General features: G+C 71.6%; 13 protein-coding genes. 5 read left to right on the top strand and 8 right to left on the bottom strand.

The genetic code is table 11. The annotated features are described in order from the left end of the window. The first annotated feature begins 69 nt into the window (after positions 1-69). Positions 70-879 carry an SDR family NAD(P)-dependent oxidoreductase gene (locus tag ACWD02_RS12405; protein ID WP_451208184.1) on the top strand — a complete coding sequence of 270 codons (810 nt, stop codon included), beginning with the start codon at positions 70-72 and terminating at the stop codon, positions 877-879. A gap of 58 nt (positions 880-937) precedes the next feature. Here ACWD02_RS12405 and ACWD02_RS12400 read toward each other — a convergent pair whose 3' ends face one another. After that, positions 938-2068 carry a hypothetical protein gene (locus ACWD02_RS12400; protein ID WP_451208180.1) on the bottom strand — a complete coding sequence of 377 codons (1131 nt, stop codon included), beginning with the start codon at positions 2066-2068 and terminating at the stop codon, positions 938-940. A gap of 176 nt (positions 2069-2244) precedes the next feature. On the opposite strand from ACWD02_RS12400, the gene ACWD02_RS12395 reads away from it, so the two are divergent. Together ACWD02_RS12395 and ACWD02_RS12390 are read left to right on the top strand one after the other, a co-directional pair. Beyond that, positions 2245-2430 (top strand): hypothetical protein, encoded by a 186-nt coding sequence (locus ACWD02_RS12395; protein ID WP_451208178.1) that lies wholly within the window; start codon positions 2245-2247, stop codon positions 2428-2430. Continuing rightward, positions 2427-3272: an aldo/keto reductase gene (locus tag ACWD02_RS12390; protein WP_451208176.1), complete on the top strand. Its 846-nt coding sequence runs from the start codon at positions 2427-2429 to the stop codon at positions 3270-3272. Before ACWD02_RS12395 ends, ACWD02_RS12390 begins: the two co-directional genes overlap by 4 nt. A gap of 16 nt (positions 3273-3288) precedes the next feature. On the opposite strand, the gene ACWD02_RS12385 is transcribed toward ACWD02_RS12390, so the two are convergent. Together ACWD02_RS12385 and ACWD02_RS12380 are read right to left on the bottom strand one after the other, a co-directional pair. Then, a complete protein-coding gene (locus ACWD02_RS12385; protein ID WP_451208173.1) occupies positions 3289-3843 on the bottom strand; it encodes a GNAT family N-acetyltransferase in 555 nt (184 codons plus the stop codon). Positions 3844-3892: 49 nt separating this feature from the next. After that, entirely contained in the window at positions 3893-5212 is a 1320-nt protein-coding gene (locus tag ACWD02_RS12380) for an aminotransferase class I/II-fold pyridoxal phosphate-dependent enzyme (RefSeq protein ID WP_451208170.1), read from the bottom strand. 46 nt (positions 5213-5258) lie between these two features. On the opposite strand from ACWD02_RS12380, the gene ACWD02_RS12375 reads away from it, so the two are divergent. Continuing rightward, positions 5259-6575: an MFS transporter gene (locus ACWD02_RS12375; protein ID WP_451208167.1), complete on the top strand. Its 1317-nt coding sequence runs from the start codon at positions 5259-5261 to the stop codon at positions 6573-6575. Positions 6576-6661: 86 nt separating this feature from the next. On the opposite strand, the gene ACWD02_RS12370 is transcribed toward ACWD02_RS12375, so the two are convergent. Both ACWD02_RS12370 and ACWD02_RS12365 read right to left on the bottom strand, forming a co-directional pair. After that, the gene (locus ACWD02_RS12370) at positions 6662-7729 is read right to left on the bottom strand and encodes a YncE family protein (protein WP_451208164.1); all 1068 of its coding nucleotides are present in this window, start codon (positions 7727-7729) and stop codon (positions 6662-6664) included. Positions 7730-7924: 195 nt separating this feature from the next. Continuing rightward, the gene (locus tag ACWD02_RS12365; RefSeq protein WP_451208161.1) at positions 7925-8884 is read right to left on the bottom strand and encodes an aminoglycoside phosphotransferase family protein; all 960 of its coding nucleotides are present in this window, start codon (positions 8882-8884) and stop codon (positions 7925-7927) included. A gap of 73 nt (positions 8885-8957) precedes the next feature. Here ACWD02_RS12365 and ACWD02_RS12360 point away from each other — a divergent pair, with 73 nt between their 5' ends. Then, on the top strand, positions 8958-10061 hold the full coding sequence (locus ACWD02_RS12360) for a hypothetical protein (RefSeq protein ID WP_451208159.1): 1104 nt from the start codon (positions 8958-8960) through the stop codon (positions 10059-10061). 9 nt (positions 10062-10070) lie between these two features. On the opposite strand, the gene ACWD02_RS12355 is transcribed toward ACWD02_RS12360, so the two are convergent. The 3 genes from ACWD02_RS12355 to ACWD02_RS12345 are packed head-to-tail and all read right to left on the bottom strand — an operon-like array spanning position 10071 to position 13075. Continuing rightward, positions 10071-11015, bottom strand: coding sequence for an aldo/keto reductase (locus ACWD02_RS12355; RefSeq protein ID WP_451208156.1), 945 nt, complete (start codon positions 11013-11015; stop codon positions 10071-10073). Positions 11016-11060: 45 nt separating this feature from the next. Next, positions 11061-11999: an adenosine kinase gene (locus ACWD02_RS12350; protein ID WP_451208154.1), complete on the bottom strand. Its 939-nt coding sequence runs from the start codon at positions 11997-11999 to the stop codon at positions 11061-11063. A gap of 35 nt (positions 12000-12034) precedes the next feature. Beyond that, a complete protein-coding gene (locus ACWD02_RS12345) occupies positions 12035-13075 on the bottom strand; it encodes a LacI family DNA-binding transcriptional regulator (protein WP_451208151.1) in 1041 nt (346 codons plus the stop codon). Positions 13076-13238: the final 163 nt, after the last annotated feature.

Below are 13238 nucleotides of genomic sequence, written 5' to 3'. Positions count from 1 at the left end.
CGCGGTCGTGAGCGGCCTACGTATGATCGCGGGCATGTGCTCACGACCGCGTTCGGAGGCTGAACAGGCATGACGGAGAGTCGAGTTGTCGTCGTCACGGGCGGCGGGACGGGCATCGGTGCCGCCACCGCCCGGCAGCTGCGCGCGGCCGGGCACCGCGTCGTCGTCTCCGGGCGGCGCCCCGAGCCGTTGCGCCGCGTCGCCGAGGAGACCGGTGCGCTGGCCCACCCCGCGGACGCGGGTGATCCCGCGGAGGTCGCCGGTCTCGTCGCGGCGGCCGTCGAGGCCTACGGGCGCATCGACGGGCTGGTGCTCAACGCCGGGGTCGGGCGCAGCGGGGCGGTCGGCGATCTGTCCGACGAGGACTGGGACGCCGTGCTGCGCACCAACCTGACGGGCCCCTTCCTGCTGATGCGGGCCGCGCTTCCCCATCTCCTGGAGGCGCGTGGCTCGGTGGTCGCGGTGGCCTCGGTCGCCGCGCTGCGCAACGGCGTGGCCAACGCCGCGTATGCCACGTCCAAGGCGGCGCTGCTCCAGCTGTGCCGCTCCCTTGCCGTCGACTACGGCAAGGCCGGGCTTCGCGCCAACACCGTGTGCCCCAGCTGGGTGCGCACCGAGATGGCCGACCGGCGGATGACCCGGTTCGCCGAAGAGGCAGCCCTGGGGGACGGCGGGGCCGACGCGGCCTACGAGGAAGCGACGCGGCTCGTCCCGGCGGGCCGGCCGGGGCAGCCGGAGGAGGTCGCGGAGGCGATCTCCTGGCTGCTCTCGCCCGCCGCCTCCTTCGTCAACGGCGCGACGCTGACCGTCGACGGCGGGGTGACGGCCGTGGACCCCGGAACCTCCGCCTTCGACTTCAGCATCACGCCGAGGGCCTAGGCGCCGGGTCGGGGGCGGCGGGCTCAGGCGTCAGGGAACAGACGTCAGGGGTCAGGGGTCAGCCGAAGCGTTCCACGCGGACCTGGGCGGGTGGGTACGGCGAGAAGGAGGTCGTGCCCACCGACCAGTGGCCGCCGTCCGTGCCGGGGATCGGGGCGATGGCCTGGGGCAGATAGGTGGACGGCGTCTCCGGTCCGCGTTCGCTGCGCCAGGCCGTGCCGTCCCAGCGCAGGTAGTGGGCGCGCTTCTGGTCCCAGAAGTCCCAGCCGCAGATCCGGTCCGGCTGCCCTGTGGCGTCCCCCGCGATGCCGCTCAACAGGCCTACGGTGAACGGCGCCTGGACGTTGGTCCACTGGGTGCCGTCCCAGTGCTGCAGCGTGACACCGGGCGGTTTGCCGGGCGGTCCGCCCACGCCGTACGCGAATCCGGTGAGCCAGATGTCGTCGTGCGCGACCGGGAGCAGTCCCGTCACGGAGGCGCGGATGCCGAGTGTGCGGGGCACCACCGTCCAGGCGCCGTCCCAGCGGGCGATGATGTCGCCGTAGACCCACACCTCACCGCCGGGCGCCACATGGACGCCGGTCGGCGTGGGGGCGGCCTCGTCCGGCAGCGGTCGGCACCAGCGCCACGTCGTGCCGTCGCCGCGCATCAGGCCGGCGCGGTCACCGTGCCGGCCCGAGACCCAGAACCGGCCGCCGGGGGCAGCGGTGACATCGGTCAGCCGTGTTCCCGGTTCACCCCGTCCGGGGAAGTCCGTCTCGCGCCAGGTGGTGCCGTCCCACGCGAGGAGCTGGTCGTGCCCGGCGGTGTCCGTGCCGATGGCCCAGGCGGTGCGATCCGCCGACGCGCCGTCCGGTGAGGCGGCGACCGCGCGCAGTCCGCCTCTGTACGTCAGGTGGGAGAGGTCGGTCCGTGACCAGGCGGAGCCGTTCCAGCTGAGGGCGAGCGGGGTGCCGAGCGTGCCTCCGTTGCGGCCCTGTTCGCCCACGGCCCAGGCGAGTTCGGGTCCGGCGGCGGTGACCGCGAGGAGGTGGGCGGCTTCCTGCGCGGCCGGTGCGGCGACTTGGTGCCAGGCCGCGGCCGCGGCCGCGGTGCTGGGCCGTGCGGTGGCAGCAGCGGCCGACGGGACGGGCAGGGTCAACCCCGCGCCGGTGATGGCCAGACCGCGGACAAAGACTCGTCTTCGCATGAAGGGAACCCTTCGTGAGGTCTTTCGGGAGGCAACACCCTGAACCGGGCGTGATGAGCCGTCAATGCACGGGGATGCGCAATTCCCGCCGGGATCGACGGGATTGGTGAAGTCGGCGGGAACCGATCACGCATTCGGTTCGTCGTCGTGGTGACAGGTGTGGCGCGAGGAGGAGCATGGCCGAGGAACCGTCCGCATGGGAGCTGCTCCTGCTGTACCTCCTCGTCGGGGGCACCGTCACCCTCGTGGGCGGGGCGGTGGTGCTGTCATTGGTGGGGCTCGTGGTCTGGGTGAACCACCTTCTGCGCAGGCGGCGCCGACCCGGCCCGGTCACATCAACCCAGGGGAGAGACGACACATGACATCGAGCACCTTCCGCATCGGCGGTGACATCCCCGTCCGCCGCATCGGATTCGGGGCGATGCGCCTGGCGACCGAGGCCGGAACGGCCAGGAACGCCTCCATCGCGGTGGCTCGGCGGGCCGTGGAGCTGGGCATCACGCTGATCGACACGGCGTTCATGTACGGGTGGGGCGCCAACGAGGAACTCCTGGCCGAAGCGCTGTATCCGTACCCGGACGACTTGCTCGTCGCGACCAAGGTCGCGATCGAGCGCCCGGCTCCCGGCGAGGAGGCGCGGATCAACGGACGGCCGGAGTTCCTGCGCGAGCAGGTCGAGCAGGCCCTGCGGCGGCTGCGCGTCGAGCGGATCGGGCTCCTGCAGATGCACCGCCTCGACCCGAAGGTGCCGCTCGCCGATCAGCTCGGCACGCTGCGGGAGTTCCAGCTCGACGGCAGGATCGGTCACATCGGCCTGTCGGAGGTCACCGCCGACGAGCTGCACGAGGCGCGACAGATCGTCGACGTGGCGAGTGTGCAGAACCGCTACAGCGTGCTGGACCGGGAGCACGAGGCCGTGCTCGACGCCTGTGACGCGGCGGGCATCGCTTTCCTGCCCTGGCGGCCGGTCCACCCGGCGGCCTCGACCGGCGCGGCCGAGATCGCGGCTGTCGCGGCCGAACTCGACGCCACCGCGGCGCAGATCGCCCTGGCCTGGCTGCTCGACCGTTCGCCGGTCGTGCTGCCGATTCCCGGCACCGCCTCGCTCGACCATCTGGCGGAGAACGTCGCCGCGGCCGGTCTCCGGCTGAGCGCGGAGCAGCGGGAGCGTCTCGACCGCATCGCGCTCCCCGCGCGGGGCTGAGCCGGGGCCGGCCCGCTCACGGCGCGGGCCGGTCGATCCGGTAGAGATGGTGGGCGCGGTCGTCGATGGGGTTGTCGGGTTTCAGCGAGACCTCGGCGATCCGCCGCAGGCCCGCCTTCTCCAGGGCGCGCCAGGACGCGTGATTGCCCACGTGTACGGGGACGATCACCGCGGTCGCCTCGGGGTGATCGCTCCAGGTGGCCTCGACGATCGCCCGGATCATGCGCGTGCCGAGCCCCCGGCCGGCATACGCGGGTTCTCCGATCAGGTAGTCGATGCTCATGGCGCCCTCGGGAATCTCCGCCTGCCCGGCCAACTCTTCCCCGTACTCGGGGTAGTCGGCGTAGTGGCAGCGCTGGACGAGGCCGAACGGTTCGCCGTCCAGGAGCATGAGCAGATCCTCCGACGGCTCCTCGCCACGGGCAGCCGGGCCGAAGTCGCGCGCCACCGCCTCGGGTGACGTCTCGTGGTTCCACCAGCGTGCGACGAACGGCTGCTCCAGCCACCGCCGCAGCATGGGGAAGTCCGGTTCGCCGAGCCGACGCCAGCTGATCATCCGCTTGCCACCCACGGCCTGCCTCCTGCCTCTCGTCCCGTGTCTCTTGTCCCGCGCCGGGCACTCAACCTCCGTACGTGGCCTCGGAGTCGACGAGCACCGAGGCGAGGTCCGCGGCGAACCGGGCCGCGTCCGGCACCTCGAGCGTGGCTGCGGTGATCCGTACGGCGGTGGGTGTGGCGATGCGGAAGCGTGAGCCCGCCGCCACCCACCACCCGTGTGAACGCAGGCCGTTGACCACGGCGGACTCGTCCCGCACCGGAACCCACACGTTCATCCCGCTCGCGCCGTGCGCCGCGATCCCGTGCCGCGCGAGCTCCGCGATCAGCGCCTCGCGCCGCTCGGTGTAGGCCTGTTGGGCCCGCCCGACCAGCGTCCGCGCGGCGGGGTCGGGCATCGTGCGCTCGACCGTCTCCTGCAGCAGGTGGCTGACCCATCCCGAAGTGAGCAGCATCCGGCCCTCGTGCCGGGCCAGTGTGGTCGCGTCGCAGGCGAGCGCGGCCCACCGCAGGTCGACGCTCAGATGCTTGGACACGGTCCGCACCTGGGCCCACCGGGCAAGGCCGCCGGAAGCCAGCGAGTACGAGGGTGCGCCCGCGACCTCCGCGTTGTGGTCGTCCTCGATGACCAGGACGTCCGGGAACCCGCCGAGCGCTTCGAGCAGGGCGTCCCGTCGCGCCTCCGAGAAGCAGCCGCCCATCGGGTTCTGCCCCCGCGGACTGCACACCACCGCCCTGGCCCCGGCCCGCAGCGCGACGGTCAGCGCGTCCGGCCTGATCCCCTCGTCGTCCACCGCGACCGGCACCATGCGCAGGCCCAACGCCGGTACCAGATCGAGGAGATGGTGGAAGCCCGGGTCCTCGACGGCCACCGCGTCACCCGGCTTCAACTCCGCGGAGAGCAGCCGCGCCATGCAGTCCAGTGCCCCGTGCGCGAAGGTCACCCGTCCGTCAGGGATCTTGTCGCGGGCGAACCACTCACGGGACAGCTCCTCGAGTCGTGTACGGCGCGGCGAACCGCGATGCGAACCGAGGACGGGGACCACTCGCTCGGGCGGCAGCAGTACGGGCATCAGTGCCGGGTCCGGATGTCCGCCCGCTAGATCGCACACCCCGTGCGGCACTCTCGGGGGTCGGCGCGCACCGACCGCGGGTGCCTGCGCGACCACCGTGCCGCCCCGTCCGCGCGTCACCACGATCCCGCGCTGCCGGAGTTCCTTGTAGGCCGTCGCCACCGTACCCGCGCTGACCCCGAGGTCATCGGCCAGTCGCCGTACCGGAGGCAGGGCGTCGCCCGGGCCCAACCCGCCGTCGGCCACGACCTGTTCGACCGACGAGGTAATGCCCTTGGCGGTCGTGCCACTGATCGCATATTGTGCTGCCACGTAACTGAGTATGTATCAGTACAAAAGTTGAGTCAAGTGGGACGACATGGGAAGCCAAGGGGGAGTGGTGGGCATCAGTCGTAGGCGGGCCGCGCTGTACGCACGCATACCAGGGGGTGTCGACGGCCGCCGCATGCTCTGGATCGCCCTGATCAACAAGGTCGGAACGGGGCTGTGGATGGGGGCGGCCGCCCTCTACTTCACCTTGGTCACCGGGCTCTCCGTCGCCGAGGTGGGCGTGCTCATGGGGGTCTCGGGTGCCGTCGGCATCGCGGGTGCGCCGCTCGCGGGCCACCTCGCCGACCGGTTCCCCGTCACCCGTGTCATCATCGGCGCCCAACTCCAGCAAGCCGTCGCCCTGTTGGCCTTGCTGACGACGGACAACTTCTCCCTGCTCCTGCTGTACTCGTCCGTGAACAGCCTCGCCGACCGCGGGGCCAACGTCTTGACCAAGCTGTACGCCGCCCGCATCGCGGGCCCCGACCGCACCAGGTACCAAGCCGTGCAGCGCACCGTGTCCAACGCGGGCTGGGCCATCGGCGGCCTTGCCGGGGCGCTCGCCCTCGCCGTCGGCACGGACCACGCCTACCAGGCCCTGCTCGTCGGCAACGTCCTCAGCTTCCTCGTCGCCGTCCTCCTCACCCTGCGCTGCGCGGAACCGCCGTCCCCCTCCCGGGTGGTCACCGATTCCACGGCGTCCGAGCTTCCCGCTCCGCCGTCGAACCCATGGCGCGACCGTCCCTATCTGCTGTTCACCGCCACCGAGGCGGCCCTCTTCCTCGACGACGCCGTGCTCCAGGTCGGCATGCCCCTGTGGATCGTGCACGCCACGGACGCCCCGCACGGCCTCGCGCCACTGCTCATGGTCCTCAACTGCGTGCTCGTCGTCTGCTGCCAGGTCCCGCTGTCCCGCTTCGGGGGCACGCCGGACGCGGCCCGCGCACTCCTCGTGCCGCTGGCCGCCTGCTTCGTCGTCGGCTGCGCCGCGATGACCGCATCGGTGGCGGGCGACACGTGGCTGGCCGTCACCGCCCTGGTGGCCGCGGCGATCGCTTTCACCTTCGCGGAGATACTGCACGCCATCGCGTCCTGGGAGCTCTCCATCGCGCTCGCCCCCGATGACGCCCAGGGTGCCTACCTCGGCGTGCACGGCCTTTCCTCCTCGGCCCAGCGCAGCGGGGGTCCGCTCCTGGTCACGGCGGTGATCGCCGCGGGCCCCCTTGCCTGGCCGCTGCTCGGTGCGGGGGTGATCGCGACGGTCGCGGCGCAGAGTCGCCTCGTACGCAAGGGCCTTGTCCGTGCGAGTGGTCCGGTGGATGTGCCCGGCGCGGTGAGTGTCACCGCACAGCGGCTCATCCCGTAACCCGTCGCCGCGTACGAAAGACGCCCCGCCCGCCACGGTCGTGTGGCGGGCGGGGCGTCGTGCCGGTTCTCGGTGTGCGCGTGAGCTCAGCGGCCGATGCGGATGCGGTGCGCCTGGTCCTGGCCCTCGGGGCCGGAGCCGGACTTGTCGACCACGAACGCCGTACCGCCCGTCACCTGCACGTGGTTGGGGTTGGCGCCGGTGGCCAGCGTCTCGATGACGGCGCCCTTGGCCGGGTCGACGACGGTGACGTTGCCGGGGGTCCGGTTGGCGACCAGGACCTTGCCCGAACGCCGGTCGGTGGCGACGGACAGGGCGCCCGCGCCGGTCGGCACGGACTTCGTCACGGTGCCCTTTTTGAGGTCGACGACCGAGAGGCCGCCTGCGGCCTGGTCCGCGGTGTAGGCGGTGCGGCCGTTCTTGGAGAGCGCGATGGAGATGGGGCCGTCGCCGGTCGGGATGAGGCGCGGGCTCTCGCCCTTCGGGGTGACCTCGATGATCCGGTCGCCGTTGAGGTCGGCGGCGTACAGGGTGCCGGTCCGCCCGTTCACGGTGAGGCCGGTCGGGCCCGCCCCCTCGACCGTGACGCGCTTCTTCTCCTTGAGGGTGCGGGTGTCGAAGGCGACGACGGTGCCGTCGCCGAAGCCGCTCGCCCACGCCGTGTTGCGCTTGGCGTCCACGACGACCTCACGGGCGTGGTTCACGCCGGGCAGCGAGGTGAGGTGCTTGCCGGTGCGCTGGTCGTAGACGGCGACGGAGTTGTCGCGGGTGTTCGTCGTCCAGACGGTGTTGTGCTCGTCGTCGACGGCGATCCCGTAGACGGCCTCGACGGCGCCGGTCGTGGGGTTGGTGACCGGAGGCGCGTAGCTGGCCTTCACCTTCAGCGTGCGCGGGTCGACCTTCAGCAGGCTGGAGGTGGTGACGGGCGGCCGGCCCACCGCGGAGGTGGCCCACAGCACGTTGTTCCGCTCGGAGTACGCGGACTGGTAGAGCCCCTTCACGAGCGGCGCGGACTCGACGGTCGAGCCGGACGCTTTGCCGGAGGCCTGGCCCGGCTGCGCGGAGGCGGTACCGGTCAGGGCCAGCGCACTGCCGGCGGCGAGGGCCACGGCGACTGCGGCGGTACGGCGGATGCGGCAGGTGAGTGAGGACATGCTGCGTCAATCTCCTTGACTGAGGCGCCTCCGAGAGAGGCGATCACTCGATAACTTAGCTTAGGCTAACCTAAGTCACACACCCTGGATCGTGTGGCACGCGCCACATCTGCCCCTCTCGACTCTACGGCTCCACGCGCCAAGGGGGCCGTCAAATGCTCACCTGTGCAGGCCAGTTGAGGGGCAACGGCGGGTTCAGGCCAGCAACTCGGCGGTGTCCAGGAACGGTCGCCCCAGATCCTCCGCGCCGAAGTCGAGCACGTAGAGCCCGGTGGAGACCCGCTCGAGAAAGCCCCACTCCCAGATCGCCCGCTCGTCCACGCCCGTACGGGCCGCGAGCAGCCCGCAGTACGAGCGGATCAGACCGCGGGCCGAAGGTCTGTCCCGGCCTCTCAACTCCGCGCACCAGTCGCGGAGTACGACCCCCAGGTCGTACGCGGGATCAGCGAGGAACCCGTCGGGATCCACGAAGACGAAGCCGGCCTCGGCCCCGGCCCGGGGCGCGGCGACCCGCAGTGCGTTGCCGGGATGGGCGTCACCGTGCACGACGACGCACCGTCCGGGGTCGAAGGCGGTGGCACGCCGCTCGGCGAAGGTGAGCGCCTTGGTCACGACCCGCTCCGAGCAGGGCCGCCCGAGGTTCTCCCACGCCCGCCCGACCATCTCGCCGAGGCAACGGGCCTTCTCCTGTGCCGGATCGAAGGCTGGGCCCCCATCCGGGGCGTCGGCACGGGGCACCCGCCAGGCGCTCCGCAGCATGGCGCACAGGGTCTCCATCTGCCGCCGAGGAGCGAGGCCGAGCCGGTCCATCGACGGCCCGAGCGCTTCCAGGAGCATCGCGTGCCGGTCGGGGTCGTCGGCATGAAGCCGCACATACCCCCGGCCCTCCGCCCGACGCAGGGTTCGCGCCTCGTGCGTGAGGTCCGCCGCGGGAAGCGCGACCTTGAGCACCAGGTCCCGGCCGTCGCAGGCCGTGGCCCGCGCAACGTAGGCGGAGGTTCCGCCGGACAGGGGCGGCCCGGCCTCGACCGACCAGCTACGCTCCAGATCACGGACGAGACCCGGCAGTTCGGCGAGCCACCGCTCACCGAGGGCTCCAAGGCTGTGGGCCTTCTGCCGCACGACGGGCTGAACTTCGACGGCGGGCTCGGTCACAGCATCGATGATGGCAGCAGCGAACGGACGAGATCGCACCCGACGTGATCAACTTCCGTCTACGCTGCCTGACATGGGCGGGATAGATGTGGCCAACGGCGTCGTCGGCGCCGTACTGGGAATGCTGTTCGCGGTGCTCTTCCAGCAGCCGCTGCAGAACGGCTTGTACCGACTGCGCACGCGATCCACCCGCGCGATGCGCACCTTGCGCCAGCGCAAGGAGTCCAGCCCCGCCTGGCGGACCTTCTCGGTGGGTCCGCTGCACACCTCGGCGCTGATCGTCGAAGGGGACGGCGAGTCGACCATCCCCGCCGATGCCGTCTACATCCAGGTTCTCGACGAAGAGATCGAGCTGCCACCCGACATGGTCGCCTGGCGCGCCGAGATCGAGGAGGAGAGCACCCGGTTGCGGGCCGAGGGCCGTACACCGCTGTGGAACGGTCCTCGCTATGCCGTCGAGTCCTTCGACGTCTCCCGCACCGCACTCGACGAGCACCCTGAAGTGCACCTGAGGCTGCGCCCGACGGACTACTACACCTTCCTCGCCGCCCAACAACTGGACCGCCGCCTGGCCGACGGCGGCACACCCCGCTCCCGCCACCTCGACCCGGACGACCCCCTGCGGGCCCCCGCTTTCCTGCAGTGCAGTTTCGCCGTCAACATCGCCGTGGTGACCGCCGACGACATGCTCGTCGTCAGCCGCCGCAGTGACCGGGTCCGGATGGCGCCGGGAGTGTGGAACTCCTCCGTCAACGAAGGGATGTCCCGGCACATCGACTCGTCCGGCCGAAGCGCCCCGGACCTGCACGCCGTGGCCCGGCGCGGCATGCGCGAGGAGCTGGCCATCGAGCCGCACGAGTACTCCCTGGAGCTGCTCGCCTTCGTCCTGGACATCGAGAAGCGCCACTGGAGCGCCCACTTCTACGCGCGGCTGAAGGATCTGACCCGCGAAGGCCTGCAAGCGCGGATGAGCAGGGGAGTGGCCGACAGGTGGGAGCACCAGACCATCGACTACGTGCCGTTCCGCCCCGCGGCAGTGATCAAGTACGTACTGCGGCCCGACCGTGTTCACCGGTGGGCACCGCTCGCACCGGCGCTCTTCCACCTCGCCCTCGTGCACGTCTACAGCCGTACCCCGGTCGAGCGGGTGGGTGCGCAGATCGTCCGGCGGCTGTAGGCGCGGCGCCTAGGGCAACGGGCCGCCCCGAGCGGTGATCCAGAGGTCGTACCACTCCTCGTGGGTGAGGTCGGGTTCGCGGTGTACGGCGTCGCGGCAGGCCAGGATGCGGTCCGGGCGGCTGGTGCCGATGACGGGGGCGATCTGTGCCGGGTGCCGTTGGAGCCACCACAGGAGGATCGTCTCCGGGGTCGTCCGCTTGCGTGCGGCGAGGTCCGCGACGAGCCGTGCGGTCGGAGTCTCGCCGCCGCCGGTGAAGCGGCCCCGGGCGAGGGCTCCCCAGGCCTGCAGCTGGATGCCGTTGGTCGTGCAGTACTCCAGTGTCCCGTGCGGGAAGCCGCTGTCGGCCGCGGCCGGGGTGTTGACCAGGACCCCGGCCTCCACCCAGTCGCGGCACTCCAGGCTCATCTCCAGTTGGTTGGCGACCAGCGGTACGTCAAGATGTGCCCGCAGGTGTGCGATCTGCGCGGCGCTCATGTTCGACACGCCGAACCGGCGCACCAGGCCCTGTCCGTGCAGCGAGGCCAGGGCCTTCGCGATCTCCTCCGGTCCGGTCAGCGGGTCGGGGCGGTGCAGGAGCAGGACGTCGATCACGTCGGTGCGCAGCCGGGTAAGGCTCTCCTCGACCCGCTGGACGATGGTCGGCCCGCGCAGGTCGTAGAGACCGGGCCGGTCGCCGTCGGCCAGACGGATGCCGCACTTGGTCTGCAGGACGATGCGTTCGCGCAGTCCGGACGCCCTGGCGAGCACCTCGCCGAACACCGCCTCGGACTTGCCGTGCCGGTAGATGTCGGCCTGGTCGAACACCGTGATGCCGGCCTCCAGCGCGGCGTCCACGGCGGCCTCGGCCGTGGCGATGTCCTCGGCGGCGTACGGCGTGGTGTCCCAGGAGCCGCCGAGCCCCATGCATCCGTACAGCACACGACCGGTGCGCACGTCGGTCCGCGATGCCATGTCTCTTCCTCCGTGTCGCTGCGTGGTGGACCCGGCCATCGTCGCTCAGGCCCGCGGTGGTTCAGCGGGCGGTCCGCCCACTGACTCGGCGGCCAGGGAGAGGAGTTGTTCCCTGGTGATGACGTCGGTGCCGGTGGCCGGGACGGTGCAGGCGTACGCGCCGGCGATCGCTCCGTAGCGGGCGCACCGCAGGGGGGACTCGCCGGCAAGGCGGCCGAAGAGGTAGGCCGAGGCGAAGGCGTCACCGGCGCCGTTGGAGTCCACCACGGGCGCCGGGGGCGTGACGGCCGGCACGTGGGACAGCTCGCCGTCGACGAGGAGGTGGGCTCCCTCGGCCCCGGCCGTCGCGATGACCGCCTCGGCCCGGCCTCGCGCGGCGATCCGGCGCATGGTCTTCTCCGGGTCGGTCAGGGCGGTGGCCGACAGGAAGACGACGTCGGCCTGGTGGGCGAAGGCCTCGTGGTACGGCTCGGCTCCGTCCCAGTTGTGCAGGTCGGTCGAGATGCTCACACCGGCCGCGCGCAGCGTGGGCAGGGCGAAGGCGCACGGATGGGTGAGGGAGACGTGGGCATGTCTGCTCACCGCGGCGAGGGCCTCGACCGCGGCGGTGGGCAGCCGTTCCGTGCCCTGCGCCCGGCTGCTGTCGTACAGCGAGAGGCGCCGCCCGTCGGGACCGACCAGGTTCACCGCACGCTTGGTGCCGCCGCGCTGCGGTACCTCGGTGAAGGGGATCGCGCGCTCGCGGTGCAGTGCGCGGACCAGGTCGCCCTCGTGGTCGTCGCCGATGAGGTCGATGTGATGGGTGCGCAGCCCCAGCGCCTGCACGCCCATCGCGACGAAGTCGCCGGTCTGCCCGGCGCGCATGTCGATCGCGGGCACCATGTAGCTGTCGGCGTAGGGGAGCGGCAGCTCGGGGACGTACACGATCGAGTCCACGCCGGCGCCGCCGAGCACCAGGACGTCGATCTCGGTCTCAGTGGGCACGGGTGCTCCTGCTCGTCAGTGCTCGGCCGGGCTCGTCAGTTCTGGTCCGAGGGCTGCTCGGACCGGCCGGACGCGGTCGAGCCGCGGACCACGAGCTCCGGCATGAAGAGGAACTCGCTGTGCGGGGCGGGGGTTCCGCCGACCTCTTCGAGGAGCGTACGGACGGAGGCCTGTCCCATCGCCTGGACCGGCTGGCGGATGGTGGTCAGCGGGGGGTCGGTGAACGCGATGAGCGGCGAGTCGTCGTAGCCGACCACCGAGATGTCGCGCGGCACCCGCAGGTCCCTTTCCCGGGCGGCCCGGACGGCGCCGAGCGCCATCATGTCGCTGGCGCACACGATCGCGGTGCAGCCACGGCCGATCAGCGTGCCCGCCGCGGCCTGACCGCCCTCCAGGGCGTAGAGGGAGTGCTCGATCAACTGCTCGGAGTCCGCGGGCGCCATCCCCAGGCGTTCGCGCATGCCGATCTGGAAGCCCTCGATCTTGCGCAGGACGGGCACGAACCGCTTGGGACCCACCGCGAGCCCGATACGCGTGTGACCCAGCGAGGCGAGGTGCGTGACGGCGAGCCGGGCCGCGGCGCGGTCGTCCGTGGAGACGAAGGGTCCCTGCACCTTGGGGGAGAAGCCGTTGACGAGGACGAAGGGCACGCCCTTGCCGCGCAGCACCTCGTAGCGCTCCATGTCGGCCGTGGTGTCGGCGTGCAGGCCCGAGACGAAGATGATCCCGGAGACGCCGCGGTCCACCAGCATGTCGGTGAGCTCGTCCTCGGTGGAGCCGCCGGGCGTCTGGGTGGCCAGGACCGGCGTGTAGCCCTGGCGGGTCAGGGCCTGGGCGATGACCTGGGCGAGGGCGGGGAAGATCGGGTTGTCCAGCTCGGGCGTGATCAGACCGATCAGGCCGGCGCTGCTGCGCTGCCGCAGCCGCGAGGGACGTTCGAAGCCGAGCATGTCCAGGGCGGCCAGGACGGATTCGCGGGTCGCCGCCGCCACACCGGGCTTGCCGTTGAGGACGCGGCTGACGGTGGCTTCGCTCACCCCCGCCTGCGCTGCGATGTCGACGAGCCGTGCGGTCATGCGGGGACTGTACCGGTGATCCGCCGGATTGCACACCGGTTGTGAAAGCTTGCAGAAAGTCCTGGTTCTGCAAGGACCTTGCGGGACATCTGGGGCCAAGTGGGGGCGACTACTGCCACCTCAGGGGCCTGGCAGGCGCAGCAAGAGAAACCGTAAGGACACA

The organism is Streptomyces sp. NPDC002853 (genome assembly GCF_053591915.1).
Note: the sequence above shows the minus strand (reverse complement) of the source record. Positions and strands in the feature narration are given on the sequence as shown.

Bases quoted from the DNA above. Each gene is read 5' to 3' on its own strand.
- ACWD02_RS12405 (WP_451208184.1), top strand. From the start codon at position 70: ATGACGGAGAGTCGAGTTGTCGTCGTCACGGGCGGCGGGACGGGCATC.
- ACWD02_RS12400 (WP_451208180.1), bottom strand. From the start codon at position 2,068: ATGCGAAGACGAGTCTTTGTCCGCGGTCTGGCCATCACCGGCGCGGGG.
- ACWD02_RS12395 (WP_451208178.1), top strand. From the start codon at position 2,245: ATGGCCGAGGAACCGTCCGCATGGGAGCTGCTCCTGCTGTACCTCCTC.
- ACWD02_RS12390 (WP_451208176.1), top strand. From the start codon at position 2,427: ATGACATCGAGCACCTTCCGCATCGGCGGTGACATCCCCGTCCGCCGC.
- ACWD02_RS12375 (WP_451208167.1), top strand. From the start codon at position 5,259: ATGGGAAGCCAAGGGGGAGTGGTGGGCATCAGTCGTAGGCGGGCCGCG.
- ACWD02_RS12370 (WP_451208164.1), bottom strand. From the start codon at position 7,729: ATGTCCTCACTCACCTGCCGCATCCGCCGTACCGCCGCAGTCGCCGTG.
- ACWD02_RS12360 (WP_451208159.1), top strand. From the start codon at position 8,958: ATGGGCGGGATAGATGTGGCCAACGGCGTCGTCGGCGCCGTACTGGGA.
- ACWD02_RS12355 (WP_451208156.1), bottom strand. From the start codon at position 11,015: ATGGCATCGCGGACCGACGTGCGCACCGGTCGTGTGCTGTACGGATGC.
- ACWD02_RS12345 (WP_451208151.1), bottom strand. From the start codon at position 13,075: ATGACCGCACGGCTCGTCGACATCGCAGCGCAGGCGGGGGTGAGCGAA.